A 22,877-nucleotide genomic window follows, 5' to 3' on the forward strand; every position below is an offset into this window, starting at 1 on the left:
AGGTGTGGATCACCGCACACGCAAGCGGACATTCGCAGGCAAAGTGTCCTAAGCACCTCGGGCCAGCCACAAGAGCGCAATTCCCCGTGTCCGAGTCGCATTTCGAACAGTCCTATCTCGATCTGATGGAGCGCATCTGGCGCACCGGCGACGAGCGCGTCGATCGTACGGGTATCGGCACCCGCTCGGTCTTCGGCGCACAACTGCGGTTCGACCTCGGTGACAACCGCGTGCCGTTGCTCACCACCAAGCGGGTCTACTGGAAAACCGCCGCGCGCGAGATGCTGTGGTTCCTGACCGGGGAGACCAATATCCGCCCGCTGGTGCTGCAGGGCGTGAAGATCTGGAACGAGTGGCCGCACGCACGCTACGTGAAAGAGACGGGTAACGACCTGCCGCTCGGCGAGTTCGTCCAGCGTATCGGCGATGACGAGGCTTTCGCGGAGCGCTGGGGCGATCTCGGCCCGGTCTACGGCAAGCAGTGGGTCGACTGGCCCACCTACCGCTATCGTCCCGATGGCCTCTACGAAAAAGGGGAGGGGATCGATCAGGTCAGCCAGGTGATCGAAAGCCTGCAGAGCAATCCCGGCAGCCGGCGACATATCATCGAAGGATGGAACGTCGCCGAACTCGACCGGATGGCGCTGCCGCCATGCCACAAGACCTACCAGTTCCACGTCGGCTCCGGAGGTACCCAGCTCAACTGCCTGCTCTACCAGCGCAGTTGCGACGTCGCGCTGGGCCTGCCGTTCAACCTGTTCGGGGCGGCGCTCCTGATGCGCATGATCGCGCAGCAGGCCGATCTGGAGCCGGGCGAGCTCGTGTGGATGGGGGGCGATACGCACCTTTACCTCAATCATGCGCACCTGATCGAGGAGCAGCTCTCCCGGGAACCGCGAGGCACCCCGAGGCTTGAGTTCACAAGGCACGCGCCGAGCATTTTCGACTACCGGATAGAGGATTTCGCAGTCAGCGATTACGATCCCCATCCGCCCATTAAGGCACCTGTCGCCGTCTGAGTGCGGGCCCCGACGATCGGCGTGCTTGACCCCGTCGGGCTCGCGCAATAACCGGTCGCCAATGTGAAAGAATGCGTCCCAGGCGATTGAATTCAGGTCTGGCCGGGCGCGGGGAGATGAATATGGCCAATCGGCCCGAGCGCGAGACTTCGCGCGCAAACAAGCCGCAATTATCGCTTCACGTGCCCGAGCCCGAGTATCGGCCGGGCTCGGAAGAGGTCGACTTCTCCGGCATCGAAATTCCGGAAGCGGGAGCGCAGCCGCGACCCGACGAGGCGTGCGATCCCTCGGAGACTGTGGGCCTGTGCACCGATCTGATCCGCGTGCTGGGCGATGACAACAAGGCGCACGGTCCATGGGACCCCAAGCTCGATCCCGATACTCTGCGCGAGATGCTGCACCACTTCTCGCTGGTGCGCGCGTTCGACGAACGCATGTTTCGGGGCCAGCGGCAGGGCAAGACCAGCTTCTACATGAAGTGCACCGGGGAAGAGGCGACCAGCATCTCCACCGCGATGGCGCTGCAGCCGGACGATATGGTGTTCCCCAGCTATCGCCAGCAGGGCGTGCTGATCGCGCGCGGCTATCCGCTGATCGAGATGATCAACCAGATCTATTCGAACAGTGGCGACAAGCTGAAAGGCCGCCAGTTGCCGATCATGTATTCGAGCCGCGAGCACAGCTTCTTCAGCATCTCGGGTAACCTCGCCACGCAGGTCCCACAGGCGGTCGGCTGGGCGATGGCGAGTGCAATCAAGAACGACAGCCGGATCGCGACGAGCTGGGTGGGCGAGGGCAGCACGGCGGAGGGCGACTTCCATGCGGCCTGCACCTTTGCCAGCGTGTACAATGCACCGGTTATCATCAACCTTATCAACAACCAGTGGGCGATCAGCAGCTTCTCCGGCTTTGCGGGCGGCGAGCGCGCGACCTTCGCCAGCCGCGCGATCGGCTACGGCCTCGCGGGGCTTCGCGTGGACGGCAACGACCCGCTGGCCTGCTATGCCGCCGAACGCTGGGCCGCCAACCGCGCGCGGACCAACAGCGGCCCGACGCTGATCGAATTCTTCACCTATCGTGCGGAAGGCCACTCAACATCGGACGATCCCTCGGGCTATCGCAGCGCGAACGAGCGCGAGGCCTGGCCGCTGGGCGATCCCGTGGCGCGGCTCAAGAACCACCTCATCGAACTGGGTGAGTGGGACGAGGACCGACAGGCCGAGATGGACCGCAACGCGGCCGAGAAGGTCAAGAAGGACACCAAGGAGGCCGAGAAGAACGGCATCCTGGGCCATGGCATGCACCAGCCCTTCCACACCATGTTCGAAGATGTCTTCGACGAGGAGCCGTGGCACCTGCGCGAGCAGAACGAAGAGTCGCAGCGTGAGCGCGAAAAGAAATATCCGGACGGGGTGCCGCACTGATGAGCGAGACGAAAGAGAAGTCCAAGCCCCAGCCCAAACAGGGTCGGCACGCGACTGGCGACGATCGCCGGCTCAACATGATCGAGGCGATCAACGATGCGCTCGACGTGGCGATGGGCCGCGACGACGATGTGGTCGTGTTCGGCGAGGATGTCGGCTATTTCGGCGGCGTCTTCCGCTGCACCGCAGGGCTCCAGGAAAAATACGGCAAGACCCGCGCGTTCGATACGCCGATTTCGGAATGCGGCATCATCGCCGCGGCGATCGGGATGGGCGCCTACGGCTTGCGCCCGGTGCCCGAAATCCAGTTCGCGGACTACATCTACCCCGGATACGACCAGATCATCAGCGAAGCGGCACGCATCCGCTATCGCAGCGCGGGCGAATATAATGTGCCGATGACGGTCCGCTCGCCCTTCGGCGGCGGCATCTTCGGCGGGCAGACCCACAGCCAGAGCCCCGAATCGCTGTTCACCCACGCCTCGGGCATCAAGACGGTGATCCCGGCGACGCCCTACGACGCAAAGGGCCTGCTGATTTCGTGCATCGAGGATAACGACCCGGTCATCTTCTTCGAGCCCAAGCGCATCTATAACGGCCCGTTCGACGGTTTCTTCGATCGCCCGGTGCAGAACTGGAAGTCGCATCCCGACAGCGTGGTGCCCGAAGGCTATTACAAGGTCCCGCTGGGCAAGGCGCGGCTCGTCACCGAAGGCGAGCAGCTGACCGTGCTGACCTACGGCACGATGGTCCACGTCGCGAAGGCGGTGATGGAGGAGCGCGGCGTTGAGGCCGACATTCTCGACCTGCGCACGCTCGTCCCGCTCGACATCGAGGCTGTGGAAAAGTCTGTGAAGAAGACGGGGAAATGCCTGATCATCCATGAGGCGACACGCACTTCGGGCTTCGGCGCGGAGCTTTCCGCGCTGGTGCAGGAGCGCTGCTTCTATCATCTCGAAGCGCCGATCCAGCGCGTCACCGGCTTCGACACGCCTTATCCTCATAGCCTCGAATGGGCCTATTTCCCCGGCCCGGTGCGCATCGGCACCGCCCTCGACAAGCTTCTAAGCGAGTAAATCCGACATGGCGAAATTCACCTTCAACCTGCCCGATATCGGCGAAGGCATCGCCGAGGCCGAGATCGTCGCATGGCATGTCTCTGTGGGCGACACGGTCGAGGAAGACGGCCCGCTGGCCGACATGATGACCGACAAGGCGACGGTCGAAATGGAAAGCCCGGTCGCGGGCAAGATCATGGAGATCGCGGGCGAGGTGGGTGACACCATCGCGATCGGATCAATGCTGGTAACGATCGAGGTCGAGGGCGAGATTCCCGACGATGTTGCGGAAGAGAACGCCGCCGCAGCCGATGCCGAGCCGGAAGCCGGTCCCGCACCATCGCCCGCTCCCGCGCCGAAGTCCGACGAGGTCGAAGAAAGGATCGAGGTCGAGAACCCCGATGCGAGCGATGCGAACGACGCGCACGAGGCCGATCCCGAACCTGCACCCGAGCAGCCGGTCGGCAAGAGCGAACCCAAATCGCAGAGCAAGGTCCTCGCCAGCCCGGCCGTGCGCAAGCGCGCGAAGGACATGGGCATCGATCTGGCGCAGGTGAAGCCGGCCGATGACGGCCGCGTGCGCCACGGCGACCTCGACCAGTTCATTGCCTATTCGGGCGGCTATTCGCCTGCCAGCGGTCCGCGCGCCGACGAGACCGTGAAGGTCATCGGCATGCGCCGCCGGATCGCGCAGAACATGAGCGCGTCGAAGCGCAACATCCCGCACTTCACCTATGTCGACGAGGTCGACGTGACCGACCTCGAGGCGATGCGTGCGCAGCTCAACGACGGGCGCGGCGACAAGCCGAAGCTCACCATCCTGCCGCTGCTGATCACATCGATCTGCCAGTGCCTGCCCGAATTCCCGATGATCAACGCGACCTATGACGACGAAGAAGGCGTGGTGACGCGCCACGGATCGGTCAACATGGGCATGGCCGCGCAGACCGATGCCGGGCTGATGGTGCCGGTCATCAAGGACGCGCAGAGCCAGAACCTGTGGCAGCTCGCGCGCGAGATCGGCCGCCTGGCCGAGGCCGCGCGCAGCGGCAAGGCCAAGTCTGACGAAATGCAGGGCGGCACGCTGACCGTCACCTCGCTCGGGCCGCTGGGCGGGATCGCGACCACGCCGGTCATCAATCGCCCCGAAGTCGCGATCATCGGACCGAACAAGATCGTCGAGCGTCCGATGTTCGTGAAGGGTGCCGATGGTGTTGAGCGGGTCGAGAAGCGCCTGCTCATGAACATCTCGATCAGCTGCGATCACCGCGTGGTCGATGGCTGGGATGCGGCGAGCTTCATTCAGGCGTTGAAAGCCCGGCTCGAATCGCCTGCGCTGATTCTGGCGAACTGAGCGGCTAGCGTACGACCGCGCTGTAGGTGAACACACCGCGCCCTTTCGCGGCACGGGGGTTCGCGACGTCCCAGCGAATATTGGTGACATCTGCCGAGGTCGCCGGGCGGCCTTCTACCCGGAGGCTCGCCAGCGTGCCCCACGTCCGCCCGCCGTCGACCGACACCTGCGCGGTGGCGCCTCCGCTGGCGCGGAAGGCGAGATTGCGCGGTACGCGACTCGAAATGGTGAAGGGCGCGTCACGGGGCGAGCGCCACGCGAGCATCAGCACCACCGTGTCGCCGCGTTCGAGCATCTCGGCAGGCGCGAGCAGGCGCTGCGTGCGGCCGTCGCGCTCTTGCGATACTTCGAGAAACACCTCGCGGTCGATGGCGACCAGCGATTGCGCGCCTGCCGTGCTCGCGGCGAACATCGCGGCGCTTGCGATCAGCAATCCTGTACGCATGAAACGGCTCCCCCTGCCGATTTCCAAGGTGCTGCGGACGCTGCCCGAAAATGCTCAAAATGGGGTTAATCCCGCGCTAACCACGAGTCCGGCGCGCACATGTGAAAAAGCTTCGCGACAATCCATTGACAGCCCCGAAAGGGTGGCTTAAGCGCGCCCCTCCCACGCAGCGGAGACACTCTCTCCCACGTGTTTGCGCGGGTGTAGCTCAGTTGGTTAGAGCGCCGGCCTGTCACGCCGGAGGTCGCGGGTTCGAGTCCCGTCACTCGCGCCATTTCACTCAGAAATGGTGTTCTCGAAGGCAGGCTTAGTGCTTGCGCGAAGCCGTGCGCTTCGCCACCCCCGCAGGCGAACCTACGCAGGGAAGGGCCATTCGATGATCACGCTTCACCACCTCGAATATTCGCAGAGCTTCCGCATTCTCTGGCTGCTCGAGGAACTGGGCACGCCTTACGAGCTCAAGATCTACGAGCGCGATCCCGAAAGCCGTCTCGCGCCTGCCGAGTACAAGGCACTCTCGCCGCTCGGCACCGCGCCCGTCATCACCGACGACAAGGGTCTTGTGCTGGCGGAGAGCAACGCGGTGATCGACTATATCCTCGATTCGCATCCCCAGAGCCCGCTGCGGCCCGCTCCGGGCGAAGCGAGCCGCGCGGACTACCTTTTCTGGTTTCACGCAGGCACGGGCAGCCTGATGCCGATGCAGTTCTTCAACGGGCTGCTGACGATGATGAAGGCGCGCTCGCCCGCGCTGGTCAAATCGGTGGTCGGTATCGCGACCGACAAAGTCCGCGAAATGCTGGTCGCGCCGCGGCTCAAGACCATCTTCGACAAGCTGGAGAGCGATCTGGGGCGCAACACCTTGGCTCGCGGGCGACCAGCTGACGGCAGCCGATATCTCGATGTGCTATTCGATCGCCTCGGCCGATGCGCAGGGCAGGCTCGAAGGGCGGCCCAACTGCCAGCGCTGGATGGCGCAGATGCGCGATACGCCGTCGTTCCAGCGGGCGATGCAGAAGGACGGTCGCGAGACCTTCGTCTTCACTTTCTAGGCGTCATTCCTGGTGGCGGTCGCAGTGATAGGCGCTGCGCCCGCTCACCTTGGTTCTCACGATCTCGCCGTCGCAGCGCGGGCACTGCGCGCCCTCCTCGCGATGGCGGATCAGCCAGTCGTCGGGCAGTTTGCGGTAGGTCGCTTCGGTGTCCATCACCGCTTTCAGGATATCGCGCATCTCGTCGTACATCTGCGCGAGCTTTTCCTCGGATAGGTCGGTGCCCTTGCGTTCCGGCCCGATGCCGACGCGATAGAGGATTTCGTCGGACCACAGGTTGCCGATCCCGGCGAGCTTCTGCTGTGCCATCAGCGCGGACTTGATCGCGCCACGCGACGATCCGATCGCCTCGACGAAGGCGTCGCGCGAAATCTCGAGCGCGTCGGGACCGAAGCCGATCCGCTCGATCTCCTCCTCGGGGTTGTCGACCACACGCACCCAGCCGAGCTTGCGCGGGCAGCGGAAGGCCAGGCGGCGGTCGCCTTCGAAGCGGATCAGGAATTTCGTGTAATCGGGCGCGCCGTCTTCTTCGTCGAAGGGGCGAAGCGAGCCGGTCATCCCCAGATGGACGCCGATCCACGGGCCGGTCTTCGATCCGGCAAAGATCAGCTTGCCATGGCGATGAGTCTGCGTGAACTGGTGGCCGACCAGCCGCGCACGTTCGTTGTCGCCCGGCAGCTCGATATATTCGGTATCCTCGCCAGGCTCGGCCGCCTCCATCGTGCGGTTGAGGCACTTGCGCTCGATCCGCAGGCGATTGGCCTCGGCCTCCGGAGCCTCAGGCATCCGCGCCGTCATCGGCAGGCGCGCCCCAGCGGCCGGTTTCCATCCAGATCAGGAAGCGCCGCAGCGGCAGCAGCCAGATCAGGCCGAGGACGAGATAGACGACCATTTGCAGGATGACGGGCCACCCCACGACCAGTTCGGGTACGTAGCGGGCGATGACGATGCCGTAGACCAGCAGCCCGATCAGGAGGGCAAAGATGCCGACCGGAATACGCCAGTTGGGTTCCTGCCTCATGCCTCGCCTCCATGGACCCGCGTGGGGGTGATGACGAGGTGCAGGGGGATATCGTGTGGCTCGCTCGGCACCTCGTCGACCGCTTGCGTGTCCCACGCGAGGCCGATGCGCAATACCTCCCTGTGGTCCGCCATCCAGCGGTCGTAGTAGCCGCCGCCCTGGCCGAGCCTGCGGCCTGCCGCATCGAATGCCAGCAGCGGCACGAACAGCACGTCGGGCACCAGATCGGCCGCGCCGCCGCCCGGCTGCATGATGCCGTGCGGGCCTTCGACAAGGTCGCTCTCGCCCAGCGGGTCGGTGTGTTCGGCAAAACGCATCGCACCCTCTTCGGCCAGCAGGCGGGGGAGGGCGATGCGATGGCCCGCTTCGAGGAAGAACTGGGCGTAGCGCGCCGCCGGGGCTTCGTTCGTGCTTGCCCGGTACAGGCCAATGACCGCATTATCCGCGATCCGTTCGAGGACCGGTCCGGGAGGGCGCGAGAAGACGAGGCTGCGCACCGCGTCGGGCAGATCGGCGACGGTTGCCTTGCGAATGGCGCGCATATCGCGGCGGAGTTCTGATTTCTGGTTCACCGCTCGCCCTGTAGCTTGGTGGAAGCTCTACTGGCCAGAGGCCGATGGCCGGCTTTCTTCGACAACATCGGCCAGAGCCGCCCCAGGTCGAAGCACTTCGGCGTTCGAGTGGCGGAACCACCATGGGTCGGTGCCTGGGAAATCCTCTGACGCAAAAGGTCAGGTGGGTGCCGTATACCCCGGTCCCACAGCCGAACTGGTGGACCAGGACAGGGACAGCTCCCTAGGATAAGCTTATAGCCTCAGGGATGTTCTACGGCTCGTGCCGGGCAGTCCCGCCACCCACCTATCTAGGCGTTGCCGACGCGACCCTCAAGCTTGTCCGCGCAGGATTCGAGCAGACCCGCAAAACGCTCCAGCGCAGGCAGCAGGTCGGGATCGTCCGAGGCGCCGTTCGATCCGCCGAAAGGCAGTTCCTGCATCTGCGCCGCTTCGAGCTTGTGCTGCAAGTCTTCGCAGCGGTTTTCGAGCAGCGCGATCCGATCCGCCTGTGCCTTCGACTCGGCGTCTTCGCGCTCGCGTGCTTCCTCGCGGGCGGTGCGCATGTCGCGTTCCAGCCGACCGCGCGCATCGGTCGCGGCCGACAGGGCGGCCTCCAGCCGGTCGCGCTCGTGCTCGACTGCTTCGAGCTGTTCGCGCAAACGCTTGGTCTCGGGATCCTCGCCCGGCGTGACGCCCGCCTGGTCGAACACGTCGTCCGCCGCGCGCAGGCAGGCGAACAGAAGATTCTGCGAAAAGCGCGGGGCGAGAGGCTGGTAGTGCTCGTCGATCGCGGTGGCGAGCGCCCGCACGCGCGGCTCGTCGTCGGGCCCGCAGGTGAATACGAATTCGCGCCCGCCGATCGTGATCTCGACCTTGCTCATGTCGCGAATCTCACCTTTCGACCTCGCCGATCACGTTGTCGAGCCGTTCGAGCTGCGCGCGCACCTGCTTGCGCAGCGCCGCGTGGCGCTCCGCCAGATCGACGGGGACGCCCGGGCGCTCGCTGGCTGCCGCATCGGCGGCGGCGGCGATCCGGGCCAGCGCCCGCTCGATCCGCTGGATGGTCTGTTCAAGCCGTTGGTCGGTCATCGTACGAACGTGTAATAGGCATTTGCGCCATCCCCAAGAGCGGGCACGCATTTTTTGGACAGATTGGGCAATCGCCGAGGGGATCGGGGCGGGCAAACCGCGCTTTGCGCAGGGCTCCATGCCTTGACCTGAGCGCCCGCCTTGTCGAAGGCACTTGCGATGATCGAATCGCGCGCGTCTCTCGCCGCTCAGGAGTACCCCCACAGATGAGTCTCGACCCAGCCCGCATGATCCCGATGGCCAACGCCATTCGGGCCCTCTCGATGGATGCGGTGCAAAAGGCACAGAGCGGCCATCCCGGCATGCCGATGGGCATGGCCGATGTCGCCACGGTGCTGTGGTCGAACTACCTCAAGTACGACGCCAGCGCGCCCGGATGGGCCGATCGCGACCGTTTCGTGCTGAGTGCGGGACACGGTTCGATGCTGGTCTATTCGCTGCTGCATCTCTCCGGCTTCGCGCACCCGACGATGGAGGAGATCGAGAATTTCCGCCAGCTCGGTAGCCCGACCGCCGGGCACCCTGAGAATTTCCTGCTCCCCGGCATCGAATGCACCACCGGCCCGCTGGGCCAGGGGCTGGCGATGGGCGTGGGCATGGCGATGGCCGAACGTCACCTCAACGCGCAGTTCGGAGACGACCTGGTCGACCACCGCACCTGGGTGATTGCGGGCGACGGCTGCCTGATGGAAGGCGTGAATCACGAAGCGATCGGCCTGGCCGGGCACCTCAAGCTCAGCCGCCTGATCGTGTTCTGGGACGACAACCAGATCACCATCGACGGCAGCACCGATCTTTCGACGAGCGAAAACGTGCGCGCCCGCTTCGAGGCGACCGGATGGTTCGTCAATTCGTGCGACGGGCACGACTATGCCGATATCTCGCGCGCGATCGAGGAAGCGCTGGCGGAAGACCGTCCCGCGCTGATCGCGTGCCGCACCATGATCGGCTACGGCGCGCCCAACAAGCAGGGCACCGCCGCCACACACGGTTCGCCGCTGGGCGCCGCCGAGATCGAGGCTGCGCGCGAGGAACTGAAGTGGACCGCGGCCCCGTTCGAGATTCCCGACCAGGTCAGCGCTGAATGGCGCTCCGCCGGATCGCGCCACTACCAGACCCGCACCGACTGGACGACGCGGCTTGGCGACAGCGACCAGAAGGCAGAGTTCGAACGCCGCATGGCAGGCAACCTGCCCGAAGGCTTCGACCTGGGCGAATTCATCGCCGATCTGGTGCGTGAGCCGGAGAAGGTCGCCACCCGCAAGGCGAGCGAAAATGCGCTCGCCGTCATCAACCAGCGCCTGCCCGAAACGATTGGTGGCTCCGCCGACCTGACGGGTTCGAACAACACCAAGACCGAGCAGCTCCAACCCTATACCGCCGACGATGGCAGCGGCCGCTATGTCTATTACGGCATTCGCGAATTCGGGATGGCTGCGGCGATGAACGGCATGGCGCTGCATGGCGGCGTGATCCCCTATGGCGGCACCTTCCTGGTGTTCAGCGATTACTGCCGCCCCGCGATCCGCCTGTCGGCCCTGCAACAGACGCGCGTCATCTACGTGATGACGCATGATTCGATCGGGCTGGGTGAAGACGGGCCAACCCACCAGCCGATCGAGCACCTGCAATCCTTGCGCGCGATTCCCAACCTGCTCGTGATGCGCCCGGGCGATGCGGTCGAGACTGCCGAATGCTGGGAAGTCGCGCTGCAGCAGAAGAAGCGGCCGACCGTGCTGGCCTTGTCGCGCCAGGGCCTCGCGCAGTTCCGCACAGAGGAGGCTGAAGAGAACCGCTGCGCACGCGGAGCCTACCGGATCAAGGACGCCGAGGCGGACCGCCGCGTGATCCTGATCGCGACCGGGTCCGAAGTCGGACTCGCGCTCGAATGCGCAGCCGATCTGGAAAAGCGCGGCATTGGTGCGGACGTCGTTTCCATGCCGTGCGCGGAGCTGTTCGACGAACAGAGCCCGACCTATCGCGACAACGTGCTGCCCAATGTTGGCCCCGAGGAAATCCTGCGGGTCAGCATCGAGGCGGGCACCACCTTCGGGTGGGAACGCTATACGATGGCGAACGGCCTGCGGATCGGCATCGACAGCTTCGGCACTTCGGCCCCGGCGCCGGATGCCTTCAAGCATTTCGGTTTCACCAGCGAGGCGATCCTGTCCAAGATCGTCGGCAAGCTAGAAGCATAAGTCAGGAGAGAATCATCATGGCGACCAAGGTTGCAATCAACGGTTTCGGGCGCATCGGGCGGCTTGTCGCGCGCGCCATTCTGGAGCGGACCGATCACGATCTGGAACTGGTCGCGATCAACGATCTCGCCAATGCAGACGCGAACGCGCTGCTGTTCCAGTACGATTCGACCCACGGGCGCTTCCCCGGCAAGGTCTCGGTCGATGGCAACGCGCTGGTCGTCGACGGCAAAAAGATCGCGGTGACGAGCGAGCGTGAGCCGGGCAAGCTGCCGCATGGCGAGATGGGCGTGGACATCGTGCTCGAATGCACCGGCTTCTTCCAGTCGGTCGACGCCGCCAAGCCGCACCTCGACGCAGGCGCCAAGCGCGTCCTGATCTCCGCGCCGGCCAAGGGCGATCTCAAGACGATCGTCTACGGCGTGAACCATGAAACGCTGACCGGCGACGATCATATCGTGTCGAACGCCAGCTGCACCACCAACTGCCTCGCTCCCGTGGCGAAGGTGATGCACGACACGGTGGGGATCGAACGTGGCTTCATGACCACGATCCACTCCTACACCAACGACCAGCGCATGCTCGACCAGATGCATTCCGACATGCGGCGTGCCCGTGGCGGCGCGCAGAACATGATCCCGACCACCACTGGCGCTGCCCGCGCGGTTGGCCTGGTGCTGCCCGAACTCAACGGCAAGCTGGACGGCTCCTCGGTCCGCGTGCCGACGCCCAATGTCTCGCTGATCGACCTGGTATTCACGCCGGGCCGCGACACCACGGCGGAAGAGCTGAACGAAGCGCTGAAGGCGGCTGCCGACGGCGCGATGAAGGGCGTGCTCGACTTCACCGACCAACCGCTCGTCTCCAGCGACTTCAACCACCAGCCCGCCAGCAGCACGGTCGACAGCCTTGAGACTGCAGTGCTCGAAGGCAAGCTGGCGCGCGTGGTCAGCTGGTACGACAACGAGTGGGGCTTCTCCAACCGGATGATCGACACTGCCGGCGTGATGGCCGGGTTGATCTGACGCCGGATCCTCCCCGGCACGGGGAGGGGGACCACCGAAGGTGGTGGAGGGGCACCCACCACTGTTCGGACCATTGAAAGTGCCCCTCCACCCCGCGCTGCGCGCGCGGTCCCTCTCCCCCAAGGGGGAGGATCGGGAGTTCTCATGACCACTTTCAAGACCCTCGACGATCTGCCTGCCGATCTTTCGGGTAAGGTCGCGCTCGTGCGCGTCGACCTCAACCTGCCGATGCGCGATGGCTCGGCGACCGATGTGACCCGGGTCGAGGCGGCGAAGCCGACGATCCTCGAACTGTGCGACAGGGGCGCCAAGGTTCTGCTGCTCGCGCATTTCGGGCGTCCCAAGGGCCAGCGCCATTCGACCATGTCGACCAGTTTCGTGCAGGACGATGTCGAGGAGGTGCTGGGCAAGGAACTGATGTTCATCTCCGAAGTCTCGGGCCCCGTGGTCGCACAGTCGATCGGCATCCTCGGCAATGGCGATGTCGGCCTGCTCGACAATGTGCGCTTCTGGCCGGGCGAAGAGGCGAACGACGCCGATTTCGCCGCAGGCATGGCCGAACATGCGGATTTCTACGTCAACGACGCCTTCTCCGCCGCGCACCGTGCGCATGCGAGCACCGAAGCGATTGCGCGCCTGCTGCCTGCCTATGCCGGGCGGGCGATGGAAGCGGAGCTGAAAGCGCTCGACGCGGCGCTCGGCAGTCCGGAAACGCCGGTAGCCGCGGTGGTCGGCGGGGCGAAGGTCTCGACCAAGCTCGACGTGCTCGAAAACCTCGTCGGCAAGGTGCAGCACCTGATCATCGGCGGCGGGATGGCCAACACCTTCCTCGCCGCACGCGGCGCGGATGTCGGCAAGTCGCTGTGCGAGCACGATCTCGTCGACAAGGCGAACGCGATCATGGACGCCGCCGATCATGCCGGCTGCACCGTGCACCTGCCCTACGATGTGATGGTGGCGACCGAATTCGCGGCCGATCCCGAATCGCTGCGGACGAGCAACGTCCACGAGGTCGCGGCGGACGAGATGATTCTCGATATAGGCCCGCAGGCGACCGAAGCGCTGGCGGACGTTCTCAAGACCTGCAAGACGCTCGTGTGGAACGGCCCGCTCGGGGCGTTCGAGACATCTCCTTTCGATCAGGCGACCGTCAGCCTCGCGCGCACGGCAGCGGCGCTGACCAAGGAAGGCTCGCTCGTCTCGATCGCCGGGGGCGGGGATACGGTCGCCGCGCTCAATGTCGCGGGCGTGGCCGATGATTTCACCTATGTCTCCACCGCCGGCGGCGCTTTCCTCGAATGGATGGAGGGCAAGCCGCTGCCCGGCGTCGAAGCGCTGAAGAACGCGGCAAAGGCCTGACATGAGCGAGAACCAGGGGGTAGGCGACGAGAGCGGGCAAGGCCTCGTCGATGTGACCGAGGGCGAGTTCGCGGGCTGGCAGGTGTGGCAGTCCGACGCCTTCGAGCAGCGCGCGGGACCGTTCTACGAAAAACGGGCCGACGACGGGTCGATGATCGCCGCGTTCCGGGCCGAGCCGCGCCACATGAACGGTGCGGGCTTCATGCATGGTGGCTGCCTTATGACCTTCGCGGACGCCGCGATCTTCACGATCGCGCGCGATGCGATGGGCGACAGCCACGGCGTGACCCTGACGCTGACGGGCGATTTCCTCGACCCCGCGCGGGTCGGGCAACTGATCGAAGCGACGGGCGAGGTGGTGCGCGCGGGCGGCAAGACGATCTTCGTCGCCGGGATCGTCAAGGCCGACGGCAAGCCCGTGCTGCGCTTCGATGGCATTATCCGCAAGGTGCGCGGGGAGCGCTGAGCCTCAGGTGCGGTGCTGCGGGTCGGGGCTGCCGAAGCGCATCCCGTCGCTCCAAAGCTCCTGCGAATTGCCATAGGCGGGAAGGCCGCCCGCATCCTTCAGCATCCGCGCCATGTGCAGCATGTTCCAGGTGGCGAAGGTCGTATTGCGACGGGTGAAGTCGTTGTCGAAGCCGGCGCGGCTGCCATCCTCGCGCTCGTCGCCGTAGCTGGGGCCGGGGCCTGCCTCGCCGATCCAGCCTGCGTCGGCCTGCGGCGGGATGGTGTAGCCCACGTGGCTCATCGCGTAGAGCACGCCTGCGGAGACATGCTTTATCCCGTCCTCGTTGCCGGTGACGATACAGCCGCCGACCTTGCCGTAGAACACGTATTGGCCCTTGTCGTTGGTCTGACCCGAATGGGCATAGAGCTTCTCGATCAGGCCCTGTGCGATTGAGCTTTTCTCGCCCAGCCAGATCGGCGTTCCGATGACGAGGATGTCGGCGGCTTTCACGCGCGGCCAGATCTGCGGCCATTCGTCGCGGTCGGCACCATGCTCGGTCATGTCGGGATAGACGCCGGGCGCGATATCGTGGTTGATCGCGCGCATCCGGTCGACCGAGACGCCGACCTTTTCGAAGATCGTCGCGACCTGATCCAGCAGCGTGTCGGTATGGCTCGGCTCGTCGCCGCGCTTGAGCGTGCAATTCACGATCATCGCGCTGAGGTCACCGAAATCCGTGGTATTTTCGGCGCAGAGTCGCTCCTGTGTCGGGTCCAGCATTGCAATCCTTCCGTGTGCGCAGTCGTCGGCGTCTGACGCCAGAGCGCACGGCTTGCGGGGCTTGTTCCGGCTGGCTAAGCGGCTTCCAACGCATTCGAATGTGAGGAAAGGCGAGAGACACCCATGGATTTCGAACAGATGAAGGCGAAAATCGCCCAAGGTAAGGGCTTCATCGCTGCGCTCGACCAATCGGGCGGCTCCACGCCGAAGGCGCTCGCCGGATATGGTGTCGGCGAGGACGAATATTCGGGCGAAGACGAGATGTTCGCCAGGATCCACGAGATGCGCTGCCGCATCGTCGAAAGCCCAGCCTTCACGGGCGACAAGGTTGTCGGCGCGATTCTGTTCGAAAAGACCATGGAAGGCTGCAACGAGGAAGGCATGCCGATTCCCGAGCGGCTCGCAGGCAAGGGCATCGTGCCGTTCCTGAAGGTCGACAAGGGTATGCACGACGAGGCCAACGGCGTGCAGCTGATGAAGGACATGCCGCAGCTGGCCGACCAGTGCGCCCGCGCGAAGGAGCTCGGCGTGTTCGGCACCAAGATGCGCTCGGTGGTGCACGAGGCGAACCAGCAGGGCATCGCCGACGCGGTCCGCCAGCAGATGGATTTCGGCCTGCAGATCCTGGGACACGGCCTCGTCCCGATCCTCGAGCCCGAAGTCAGCCTCAAGTCCGCAACCAGGGGCGAGGCCGAGGCGCACCTGCTCGCATCCTTCCAGGAACAGCTCGAGCGCGTGCCGGAAGGCCAGCAGGTCATGCTGAAGCTGACCATCCCGACCGAGCCTAACCTCTACCTGCCGCTGGTCGAGCACCCCAGGGTGCTGCGCGTGGTGGCGCTGTCGGGCGGTTACGAGCGCGACGAGGCCTGCCGCGAGCTGGCCAAGAACACCGGCATGATCGCGAGCTTCAGCCGCGCGCTGCTCGAAGAACTGCGCGCGCATATGGACGACGAGAAGTTCAACAACGCGCTCGAAACCGCGATCGACGAAATTTACTCGGCGAGCGTCGCGGGCTGAGGGCTAGCCGCCTTCGAAGACGAAGCGGTATTCGGCGGAGGTGATCTGCTTGCCCGTCTGCTGTTCGGGCATGACCGAGACCAGAGTCACGGTGACGCCGCGCACCGTGTGCGGCTCACCCAGCGTGAGCGGCTGGGTCTGCCGCCATCCCGCTCCGTCGATCCGCGTTTCGACAACCGCGCGGCCCGCCCACACGCATCGCGCGTTCATCGGGCAGCGGCTGTCCTCGGTCACGCGCATGGGAGTGACCACCACGCGCCCCAGCTGGACGGGGCGCAGCAGGCCGACGGTGCTGCCCTGCTGCGCAACCTCGTGCGGAGAATCCACGATCGGCCCCTTGTTGGGGACGATGGCGCAGGCGGAAAGCGGCAGGATCGCCGCGAGTATCAGGGCGTGTTTCATATGCAGGGCTTAGCGCTGCGGCGGCTTGCGCTGCGCTGAATGTCGATGCGAAAGAATCGACTGGCGGCGAAAGCGCCGCTAGGTGCGCTCGCAATGAACGACAGCAACAGCACGATCCCGCACGTACCGACGCAGCTTTACCTGATCTCGCCGCTGGATGTGGGCGGCGATTTCCCGCAACGGCTCGCGCGCGCGCTGGAGGCGGGGGCAGGGCATGTCACCGCGTTCCAGTTCCGCGTGAAGGGGTTCGACGGGTCGGCGGGCCAGCACGAGGCCGCGGCGCTTGCGCAGCCTTTGCAGGAAATCTGCGCCGCGCACGAGGTCGCCTTCATCGTCAACGACGACATCGCGCTGGCGAAGCGCCTCAAGGCCGATGGCGTCCATCTCGGCCAAGAGGACGGCACGGTGGCCGAAGCGCGCGATGCGCTGGGCATGCAGGCGCAGATCGGGGTAACCTGCCACGCCAGCCGCCACCTCGCGATGGAAGCGGGCGAGGCAGGGGCGGACTATGTCGCCTTCGGCGCGTTCTTCCCCAGTACCACGAAGGACAAGGGCAATGCCGAGCGGCCTCAGCCGGAAATCCTCGAATGGTGGACCCAGATCTTCGAACTCCCCTGTGTTGCCATCGGCGGAATTACGCCGGAGAATTGCGTCCCGCTGATTGAAGCGGGCGCGGATTTCCTCGCCGTGTCGGGTGCGGTATGGAACGGTGACGAGGCAAAGACCGTTCAGGCTTTCGTGGAGGTGCTCGAGGGGCATGGTTAGGTTCGAGAAAAACAGGCCACCCAAGCGTAAGACCATGGGGCTGGTCGACCGCATCCTGACCATCATCGTCACGGCCACGATCACCTCGATGGTGTGGATCGTGGCGGGCGGCAGCCTGATCGAACTCTCCGACGGCGACGGCCAGATCGAAAAAACGCGGCCGGGCGCAGCCGCTTCCGAGAAGAATAGGCCGGTGACTGCCGAAACGGTCTCTGCCGAGGAGGCAAGTGCGGAAAAGAATGCGCGGGCCGAGCGCGATGCCAATGTCGCATCGCTCGATCGCGGTACGGCCACGTCGCCGCGTAATCGCGAGCTTGGCCAGTTGGTGATACCCGTCCTCAATGTGCGGCCCGACGATCTCTCCGACAGCTTCCTGGCGGAGCGGGGCGACGGTTCGCGCCTGCACGAGGCGATCGATATCATGGCGCCCAAGGGCACCAGTGTGATCGCCGCAGCTCCGGGAACGATCGAGCGTATCTACCAGTCGCAGACGGGTGGCAATTCGCTCTACGTACGCTCGTCCGACAAGCGCACGATCTACTATTACGCGCATCTCGACAAATATGCGCCCGGCCTGAAAGAAGGGCAGAGCGTGCGCCGCGGGCAGCGCCTCGGCGCGGTCGGCACGACCGGCAATGCCGCGCCCGATGCGCCGCACCTTCACTTCGCGATCATGCGGACCACCGAGGATGCCGAGTGGTGGGAACCGACCAACGCGATCAATCCGTTCCCGCTGCTGACGGCCGACGCCGAGTAGCGGGGTGCGGTAACGCGAGGCTACCGGTCTAGTCGCTTGGTCCCGAAAGCACACAGCGCATCCGGCCGAGCGTACCGTCGTCCTGCCGTTCGCGAAGGATCCGGCGTCCGGCGCGTTCCAGCATCATGCCTTCGAGCGGGCCTCGCGTGAAAGTGACCTCGTCACCGCGCAGCAGGTAGATCCCGCGGCTTCCGCGCGCTTCGTAGCTCGATGCGTTGAGGATCGTGAAATCCTTTTCCGGAATGCGGTGCCACGCTGGCCCACCTGCATCGCCGGGGAGCGTGCACTCGTACATGCCGAGCGGCAGCGTATCGAGGCGGCCCGACTGCGGCATGGTCGGCTGCCCGGCCAGCGCGAGCGCGGGCACGGCGAGAGCGGCGAGCGTTACGGCCGCTGCGAAGCGAGCGCGCACCGTGCGATAATCGAAAATCCTGTCCATGGATCGCAATATAGTGTGCCTTACCTTGCCTGACCATGAGCGCTCGGCTAAGGCCCGCGCCTTGCTGCCTCCCGCGCGGTTTCCCGCCAGGCGGCCCCCGATTTGCTCCGAGCCAAGGTATACCCCATGAAAATCAGCGGCGTCGATATCCGCCCCGGCAACATCATCGAATACGAAGGCGGCATCTGGAAGGTCGCCAAGATCCAGCATACCCAGCCGGGCAAGGGCGGGGCCTACATGCAGGTCGAGATGAAGAACCTGCAGGACGGCCGCAAGACCAACGTGCGCTTCCGCAGCGCCGACACGGTCGAGAAGGTCCGGCTCGATACCAAGGACTACCAGTTCCTGTACGAGGATGGCGAGTTTCTGGTGTTCATGGACACCGACACCTACGAACAGATCAACCTGCCCAGCGACCTGCTCGGCGATGCGCGTCCCTTCCTGCAGGACGGGATGACCGTCACGCTCGAACTGTGGGAAGAAAAGCCGATCTCGGTCGCGTTGCCCGAACAGGTCGAGGCCGAGATTGTCGAGGCCGACGCGGTGGTGAAGGGGCAGACCGCCTCCTCCAGCTACAAGCCCGCGGTGCTCGATAACGGCGTGCGCATCATGGTGCCGCCGCATATCGAAAGCGGCACGCGGATCATCGTTGACGTCTACGAACAGAGCTATGTCGGGAAGGCAGGCTGACGATGCGCAGAATTTTCGGCACCCTTGCCGCCGCCGGCGCCCTGCTGGCCGCTCCCGCCATTGCACAGGATGCTCCTGCGGCACCGTCGTCCGACGAGGCGGCTACGATCGAGCGCGCGGGGCTGATCTTCCGCCTCTTCGCCAATGCGGTCGATAACCAGGAAATCCCGATAGAGGAAAAGAACGGCCTGATCGGCTGTCTCTATTCCAACACGCTGGAAACACTGAGCGTGGCGACGGGTGAGACGCTGACCAACAATCCCGAGATCGACGCGAGCGATCCCGTGAATGTCTATGTCGTCGCGGCGATCATCTGCGGCGCACGCCAGCCCGGCGAGGCTCCGGCCGACCCGGCACCGGCACAGTAAGCGGACACGCAGGACACACAGATGGCAGCGATTACCGGCCTCATTCGCGTGATGGAGCGCGCCGCACGCCGCGCAGGCAACCGCCTGCGCCGCGATTTCGGCGAGATCGAGCACTTGCAGGTCAGCCGCAAGGGTCCGGCGGATTTCGTCAGCAAGGCGGATATGCGTGCCGAGCGTTCGCTCTACGACGATCTGTTGCAGGCCCGCCCGGGCTGGGGCTTCCTGCTGGAGGAAGCGGGCGAAATCGCGGGCGAGGACGATCGCGCGCCGCGCTGGGTGATCGACCCGCTCGACGGGACGAGCAATTTTCTCCACGGCATCCCGCACTTCGCCATCTCGATCGCGGCGCAGGAGCGCAAGCTCGACGGATCGGGCTGGGGCGATGTGACTGCCGCCGTCGTCTACCAGCCGATCACCGACGAAACCTTCTGGGCGGAAAAGACGCGCGGCGCCTGGCTGCACGACGGGCGCCTGCGCGTCTCCTCGCGCAATCGCATGTCCGACGCGCTCATCGCGACCGGCATCCCCTTCCAAGGCCATGGCGACTTTGCCGAATGGAGCCGCATCTATGGTGCGCTCGGCCCCGAAGTCGCGGGCATCCGCCGCTTCGGTGCCGCATCGCTCGACCTCGCATGGGTTGCCGCGGGACGCTTCGACGGGTTCTGGGAAAGCCACCTCAAGCCGTGGGACACCGCTGCCGGCTGCCTGCTGGTGCGCGAGGCGGGCGGTTTCGTGACCGATTATCGCGGCCGCAGCCAGCCGATCCACCACGAGCAGGTGCTCGCGGGTAATGACGGCCTGCACTCCAAGATGCACAAGATCGTCGCCGCCTCGCTGCGCTGAGCGGCAGTGCGAATTGCGGCCCCTGGCCGCTTTGGCGTTGATGCGGCTCGCGGGCTCGGCTAAGCGTCCGGCCCCCGCACGGTCGCCCCTGTGGTGGAATTGGTAGACGCGCTCGACTCAAAATCGAGTTCCTTACGGAGTGCCCGTTCGAGTCGGGCCAGGGGCACCATTTTCCTTGGATCACCGCTGTAACGCGCCAGCGCCGCCTGTCGTATGACACGGTATGCGCAGGCGACGAAGCCCTGCGCGATACCGGGAAGGCAGGGGCGTTTACATGAAACATTCGATCAGGGGCCTCGCGCTGGCAGTGGCCGCCGCCTTGCTGGCGAGCGTCGCCACGCAGGTGTTCTACATCACCGTGGTGTCCGAGGCGGCACCCGATACGGTGCTGCGGCCGGCCACCTGGCTGACCGAAATGGCAATCTTCTCGCTCGCTGCCGCCGCCGCCCTGCCGCTCACCGCACGTTCCACATTCCCGCTTGCTGCATCGGCGATCGTGCTGGCGAGCATACTCAATATGATCCAGGTCGGCATCGGGCTGTCGATGTTCGGCCACGCGCAGGAGGCGGGCGAGCAGGTCTTTGCTATGGTGCTCCAGGCCGCGTTTTTCATTTTCTTCCAGGCCAAGGCGCTGCTCGGCCTCGCCGCCATCGGAATCGGTCTCGCGGCATGTCGCACAGGCGCGATCGGCAGGATCGTCGGCTTTCCGGCAATTCTCGCCGGAATTGCGGCCGCGATCGCCAACCTGCTCGGCATGGCGCAGGGCATGGCCGAGTGGTCTTTTCCCGCCGGAGCTGCGGGCACTGTGGCCACCGCGATGCTCGCCGTCGCGCTGCTGATCGTCGCGGCAGAGGATCCCACCGCCTAGGACCGGGCCTCCCAATCATCTTCGTCGCAACGTCAGTGATTGCCTAGCGGGGGGCGGGGCGGCTATCGCGGGCTCACCGATGCTCGAAGCTCCATCTTTCCACGCGATCGCGGCGATGATCGTGACGGTCGCCATGTTTCTCGGCTTCGCGCGCAGCAAGCTTTCGACCGAGATCGTTTCGCTGATGACCATCGCCGTCATTGCGGTGTTCCTCTATTTCTTTCCGCTGCCCGACATGCAGCCGACCGACGGGCTGAGCATCGCGTTCTCGGGCTTCGGGCACTACGCGCTGATCACGATCTGCGCGCTGATGATCATGGGGCGCGGGCTGGTCGTCTCCGGCGCGCTGGAGCCTGCCGCAAACCTGCTCGAACGGCTGTTCAAGTGGAACCTGCAGATCGGCCTGCTGGTCTCGCTCATCGCGGCGATGGTCCTGTCGATGGCGATCAACGATACGCCCGTGCTGGTCCTGCTGTTGCCGATCTTCGTCAGCCTTGCCGCGCGGGGCGCCTTGCCTGCGTCCAAGACGCTGATCCCGCTCAACGCTGCGGTCCTGATCGGCGGCATGGCGACCACCATCGGCACCTCGACCAACATCCTCGTCGTGTCGATCGCAGTCGATCTTGGCATGCCCGAGATGGGCGTGTTCCACTACACCCCGATCGTGCTGTTCGCGGCGGCGATCGCGCTGCCCTATCTCTGGCTGGTCATGCCGCGCCTGCTCAAGGACAACCGCGTCGAAGACACGCGCCCGCGCCGCCGCTTCCAGGCGCGTCTGCGGGTAAGCGAGGACGGGCCGCTGACGGGCGAGGCGATCAAGGACGTCCTCCCGCGCCTGTCGGGCGACGTGACCATCCACGACCCGCCGACAGGCACGCTGCAACCGCAGCAGCGCCTGCTGATTTCGGGCACGCAGGAGGGGATCGAGGATGCGATGCGCCTGCTGCGTGGCGAGACCGCGCCCGAATGGGTCCTGTCCAAGATCAGGCGGCAGGCGGCGGCGCGGCACGAAGACGTGATCGTGCTGGAACTCGCGGTGACCGCGGATTCACGCCTCATCGGGCGGACGCTCGCCAGCTCGGGCATCGCCGACCTCTATGGCGTCGCCGTGCTCGGCGTGCACCGGCCCGAGCGCTGGGTGGGTGGCGAGCAGCAGTATTCCGAAGGGGACCTGCGCTTCGCCGAGGGCGACGTGCTGATGGTGACCGGGCTTCGCCACGAGCTTGAGGAATTCGCACGCAGCGACAGCCTCCTGATGCTCGAAGGCATGCGCGAGCTGCCACGCCGTTCGAAGGCGCTGCTCTCCGCCGTCATCATGGGTGGGGCCGTGTTTACCGCATCGATCGGCCTGTTTCCCATCGCCATATCCGCGCTGGCGGGCGCCATCCTGATGTTCCTGACCGGCTGCGTGAAGTTCGACCGCGTCGGCCGGGCCCTGTCGGCCAAGGTCATCGTGCTGGTTGCCGCAAGCATTGCGGTGGGCGCGATCGTCGAGGCGAGCGGCGCGGCCGCGTGGCTGGGCATGGCGCTTTCCATCGGACTGGGGGAGCTTCCTCCCGCCGCCGTGCTGGCGGCGATCATGCTGTTCGTGACCGTGCTGACCAACTTCGCGTCCAATGCCACGGCGGCGACGGTCGGCACGCCGATCGCCTTCTCCATCGCAACCGAGCTGGGGCTGCCGCCGGAACCACTGGTCCTCGCCGTGCTGTTCGGCTGCAACCTGTGCTACGCCACGCCGATCGCCTACCAGACGAACATGCTGATCATGGCGGAGGGGTCCTACGAGTTCTCCGACTACCTGCGGACCGGCGTGCCGCTGGTCGCGCTGATGGTGACGACGCTCTCCGTCCTGCTGGTGCTCACCTACCAGCTCTAGCATTTCCTATCGGCTCCAATTCTGCG

Annotated in this window: 27 protein-coding genes, 2 tRNA genes, 1 other RNA gene and 1 pseudogene; 20 read left to right on the forward strand and 11 right to left on the reverse strand. The window is 65.3% G+C overall.

The features are described 5' to 3' along the window. Positions 1–86: 86 nt before the first annotated feature. The 4 genes from thyA (at position 87) to DL238_RS09825 (ending at position 4,855) form a co-directional block, all read left to right on the forward strand. Positions 87–1,019: a thymidylate synthase gene (gene thyA / locus DL238_RS09810; RefSeq protein ID WP_115492093.1), complete on the forward strand. Its 933-nt coding sequence runs from the start codon at positions 87–89 to the stop codon at positions 1,017–1,019. A 122-nt stretch (positions 1,020–1,141) separates the two neighbouring features. Beyond that, complete coding sequence (locus DL238_RS09815; RefSeq protein ID WP_115492865.1) at positions 1,142–2,443, forward strand: 3-methyl-2-oxobutanoate dehydrogenase (2-methylpropanoyl-transferring) subunit alpha; 1,302 nt, start codon at positions 1,142–1,144, stop codon at positions 2,441–2,443. Beyond that, on the forward strand, positions 2,443–3,519 hold the full coding sequence (locus DL238_RS09820; protein ID WP_115492094.1) for an alpha-ketoacid dehydrogenase subunit beta: 1,077 nt from the start codon (positions 2,443–2,445) through the stop codon (positions 3,517–3,519). The genes DL238_RS09815 and DL238_RS09820 overlap by 1 nt, the downstream gene beginning before the upstream one ends. A gap of 7 nt (positions 3,520–3,526) precedes the next feature. Then, positions 3,527–4,855, forward strand: a complete 1,329-nt coding sequence (locus DL238_RS09825) for a dihydrolipoamide acetyltransferase family protein (protein ID WP_115492095.1) — start codon at positions 3,527–3,529, stop codon at positions 4,853–4,855. Between the two features lie 4 nt (positions 4,856–4,859). On the opposite strand, the gene DL238_RS09830 is transcribed toward DL238_RS09825, so the two are convergent. Then, positions 4,860–5,300, reverse strand: coding sequence for a hypothetical protein (locus DL238_RS09830; protein ID WP_115492096.1), 441 nt, complete (start codon positions 5,298–5,300; stop codon positions 4,860–4,862). Positions 5,301–5,497: 197 nt separating this feature from the next. Between DL238_RS09830 and DL238_RS09835 the strand changes: the two genes are divergently transcribed. Continuing rightward, positions 5,498–5,574 (forward strand) — tRNA-Asp (locus DL238_RS09835). A gap of 102 nt (positions 5,575–5,676) precedes the next feature. Then, positions 5,677–5,859 (forward strand): annotated as a pseudogene (locus DL238_RS16365) (glutathione S-transferase N-terminal domain-containing protein); the annotation flags it as partial. Between the two features lie 113 nt (positions 5,860–5,972). Here DL238_RS16365 and DL238_RS16370 read toward each other — a convergent pair. Beyond that, positions 5,973–6,125, reverse strand: coding sequence for a hypothetical protein (locus tag DL238_RS16370; RefSeq protein WP_234031031.1), 153 nt, complete (start codon positions 6,123–6,125; stop codon positions 5,973–5,975). A gap of 77 nt (positions 6,126–6,202) precedes the next feature. On the opposite strand from DL238_RS16370, the gene DL238_RS16375 reads away from it, so the two are divergent. After that, positions 6,203–6,352, forward strand: a complete 150-nt coding sequence (locus DL238_RS16375) for a glutathione S-transferase family protein (RefSeq protein WP_234031032.1) — start codon at positions 6,203–6,205, stop codon at positions 6,350–6,352. A 3-nt stretch (positions 6,353–6,355) separates the two neighbouring features. Here the strand turns inward: DL238_RS16375 and DL238_RS09845 are convergent, their stop codons facing one another. The 6 genes from DL238_RS09845 to DL238_RS09870 all read right to left on the reverse strand — a co-directional run bounded on the left by DL238_RS09845 (position 6,356) and on the right by DL238_RS09870 (position 9,016). Beyond that, positions 6,356–7,138, reverse strand: coding sequence for a DNA-formamidopyrimidine glycosylase family protein (locus DL238_RS09845; protein WP_115492866.1), 783 nt, complete (start codon positions 7,136–7,138; stop codon positions 6,356–6,358). Next, positions 7,131–7,373: a DUF2842 domain-containing protein gene (locus DL238_RS09850; protein ID WP_115492097.1), complete on the reverse strand. Its 243-nt coding sequence runs from the start codon at positions 7,371–7,373 to the stop codon at positions 7,131–7,133. The genes DL238_RS09845 and DL238_RS09850 overlap by 8 nt, the downstream gene beginning before the upstream one ends. After that, positions 7,370–7,945 (reverse strand): 5-formyltetrahydrofolate cyclo-ligase, encoded by a 576-nt coding sequence (locus DL238_RS09855; RefSeq protein ID WP_267897136.1) that lies wholly within the window; start codon positions 7,943–7,945, stop codon positions 7,370–7,372. Before DL238_RS09855 ends, DL238_RS09850 begins: the two co-directional genes overlap by 4 nt. Positions 7,946–8,055: 110 nt before the next feature. Then, positions 8,056–8,224: non-coding RNA, 6S RNA (ssrS, locus tag DL238_RS09860), on the reverse strand. Positions 8,225–8,235: 11 nt separating this feature from the next. After that, entirely contained in the window at positions 8,236–8,808 is a 573-nt protein-coding gene (locus DL238_RS09865) for a cell division protein ZapA (protein ID WP_115492099.1), read from the reverse strand. Between the two features lie 10 nt (positions 8,809–8,818). Beyond that, positions 8,819–9,016, reverse strand: coding sequence for a hypothetical protein (locus tag DL238_RS09870; RefSeq protein ID WP_115492100.1), 198 nt, complete (start codon positions 9,014–9,016; stop codon positions 8,819–8,821). A gap of 206 nt (positions 9,017–9,222) precedes the next feature. On the opposite strand from DL238_RS09870, the gene tkt reads away from it, so the two are divergent. The 4 genes from tkt (at position 9,223) to DL238_RS09890 (ending at position 14,064) form a co-directional block, all read left to right on the forward strand. Next, positions 9,223–11,214, forward strand: a complete 1,992-nt coding sequence (gene tkt, locus DL238_RS09875; protein WP_115492101.1) for a transketolase — start codon at positions 9,223–9,225, stop codon at positions 11,212–11,214. Positions 11,215–11,231: 17 nt separating this feature from the next. Continuing rightward, positions 11,232–12,239: a type I glyceraldehyde-3-phosphate dehydrogenase gene (gap, locus tag DL238_RS09880; RefSeq protein WP_115492102.1), complete on the forward strand. Its 1,008-nt coding sequence runs from the start codon at positions 11,232–11,234 to the stop codon at positions 12,237–12,239. Positions 12,240–12,383: 144 nt separating this feature from the next. Further along, the gene (locus tag DL238_RS09885; RefSeq protein WP_115492103.1) at positions 12,384–13,598 is read left to right on the forward strand and encodes a phosphoglycerate kinase; all 1,215 of its coding nucleotides are present in this window, start codon (positions 12,384–12,386) and stop codon (positions 13,596–13,598) included. 1 nt (position 13,599) lies between these two features. After that, complete coding sequence (locus DL238_RS09890) at positions 13,600–14,064, forward strand: PaaI family thioesterase (protein WP_115492104.1); 465 nt, start codon at positions 13,600–13,602, stop codon at positions 14,062–14,064. Between the two features lie 3 nt (positions 14,065–14,067). Here DL238_RS09890 and DL238_RS09895 read toward each other — a convergent pair whose 3' ends face one another. Further along, positions 14,068–14,826 carry a flavodoxin family protein gene (locus DL238_RS09895; RefSeq protein ID WP_115492105.1) on the reverse strand — a complete coding sequence of 253 codons (759 nt, stop codon included), beginning with the start codon at positions 14,824–14,826 and terminating at the stop codon, positions 14,068–14,070. A gap of 123 nt (positions 14,827–14,949) precedes the next feature. Between DL238_RS09895 and DL238_RS09900 the strand changes: the two genes are divergently transcribed. Continuing rightward, positions 14,950–15,843, forward strand: coding sequence for a fructose bisphosphate aldolase (locus DL238_RS09900; protein WP_115492106.1), 894 nt, complete (start codon positions 14,950–14,952; stop codon positions 15,841–15,843). A 3-nt stretch (positions 15,844–15,846) separates the two neighbouring features. Here the strand turns inward: DL238_RS09900 and DL238_RS09905 are convergent, their stop codons facing one another. Further along, positions 15,847–16,245 carry a hypothetical protein gene (locus DL238_RS09905; protein ID WP_115492107.1) on the reverse strand — a complete coding sequence of 133 codons (399 nt, stop codon included), beginning with the start codon at positions 16,243–16,245 and terminating at the stop codon, positions 15,847–15,849. A gap of 93 nt (positions 16,246–16,338) precedes the next feature. Between DL238_RS09905 and thiE the strand changes: the two genes are divergently transcribed. Further along, a complete protein-coding gene (thiE, locus tag DL238_RS09910; protein ID WP_115492108.1) occupies positions 16,339–17,010 on the forward strand; it encodes a thiamine phosphate synthase in 672 nt (223 codons plus the stop codon). Then, positions 17,003–17,767, forward strand: a complete 765-nt coding sequence (locus DL238_RS09915; RefSeq protein WP_325048442.1) for a M23 family metallopeptidase — start codon at positions 17,003–17,005, stop codon at positions 17,765–17,767. The genes thiE and DL238_RS09915 overlap by 8 nt, the downstream gene beginning before the upstream one ends. A gap of 28 nt (positions 17,768–17,795) precedes the next feature. Here the strand turns inward: DL238_RS09915 and DL238_RS09920 are convergent, their stop codons facing one another. Next, entirely contained in the window at positions 17,796–18,206 is a 411-nt protein-coding gene (locus DL238_RS09920; protein ID WP_234031033.1) for a hypothetical protein, read from the reverse strand. A 126-nt stretch (positions 18,207–18,332) separates the two neighbouring features. Between DL238_RS09920 and efp the strand changes: the two genes are divergently transcribed. The 6 genes from efp (at position 18,333) to DL238_RS09950 (ending at position 22,851) form a co-directional block, all read left to right on the forward strand. Further along, the gene (gene efp / locus DL238_RS09925; RefSeq protein WP_115492110.1) at positions 18,333–18,896 is read left to right on the forward strand and encodes an elongation factor P; all 564 of its coding nucleotides are present in this window, start codon (positions 18,333–18,335) and stop codon (positions 18,894–18,896) included. Between the two features lie 2 nt (positions 18,897–18,898). Further along, positions 18,899–19,264 (forward strand): hypothetical protein, encoded by a 366-nt coding sequence (locus DL238_RS09930; protein WP_115492111.1) that lies wholly within the window; start codon positions 18,899–18,901, stop codon positions 19,262–19,264. A gap of 21 nt (positions 19,265–19,285) precedes the next feature. Further along, complete coding sequence (locus DL238_RS09935; protein WP_115492112.1) at positions 19,286–20,107, forward strand: inositol monophosphatase family protein; 822 nt, start codon at positions 19,286–19,288, stop codon at positions 20,105–20,107. 84 nt (positions 20,108–20,191) lie between these two features. Continuing rightward, a tRNA-Leu gene (locus DL238_RS09940) sits at positions 20,192–20,276 on the forward strand. A 105-nt stretch (positions 20,277–20,381) separates the two neighbouring features. After that, the gene (locus DL238_RS09945) at positions 20,382–20,975 is read left to right on the forward strand and encodes a hypothetical protein (RefSeq protein ID WP_115492113.1); all 594 of its coding nucleotides are present in this window, start codon (positions 20,382–20,384) and stop codon (positions 20,973–20,975) included. A 79-nt stretch (positions 20,976–21,054) separates the two neighbouring features. Beyond that, positions 21,055–22,851: an SLC13 family permease gene (locus DL238_RS09950; RefSeq protein ID WP_115492114.1), complete on the forward strand. Its 1,797-nt coding sequence runs from the start codon at positions 21,055–21,057 to the stop codon at positions 22,849–22,851. Positions 22,852–22,877 lie beyond the last annotated feature (26 nt).

The sequence above is a fragment of the Alteriqipengyuania lutimaris genome (assembly GCF_003363135.1).
GTDB classification, from domain to species: domain Bacteria; phylum Pseudomonadota; class Alphaproteobacteria; order Sphingomonadales; family Sphingomonadaceae; genus Alteriqipengyuania; species Alteriqipengyuania lutimaris.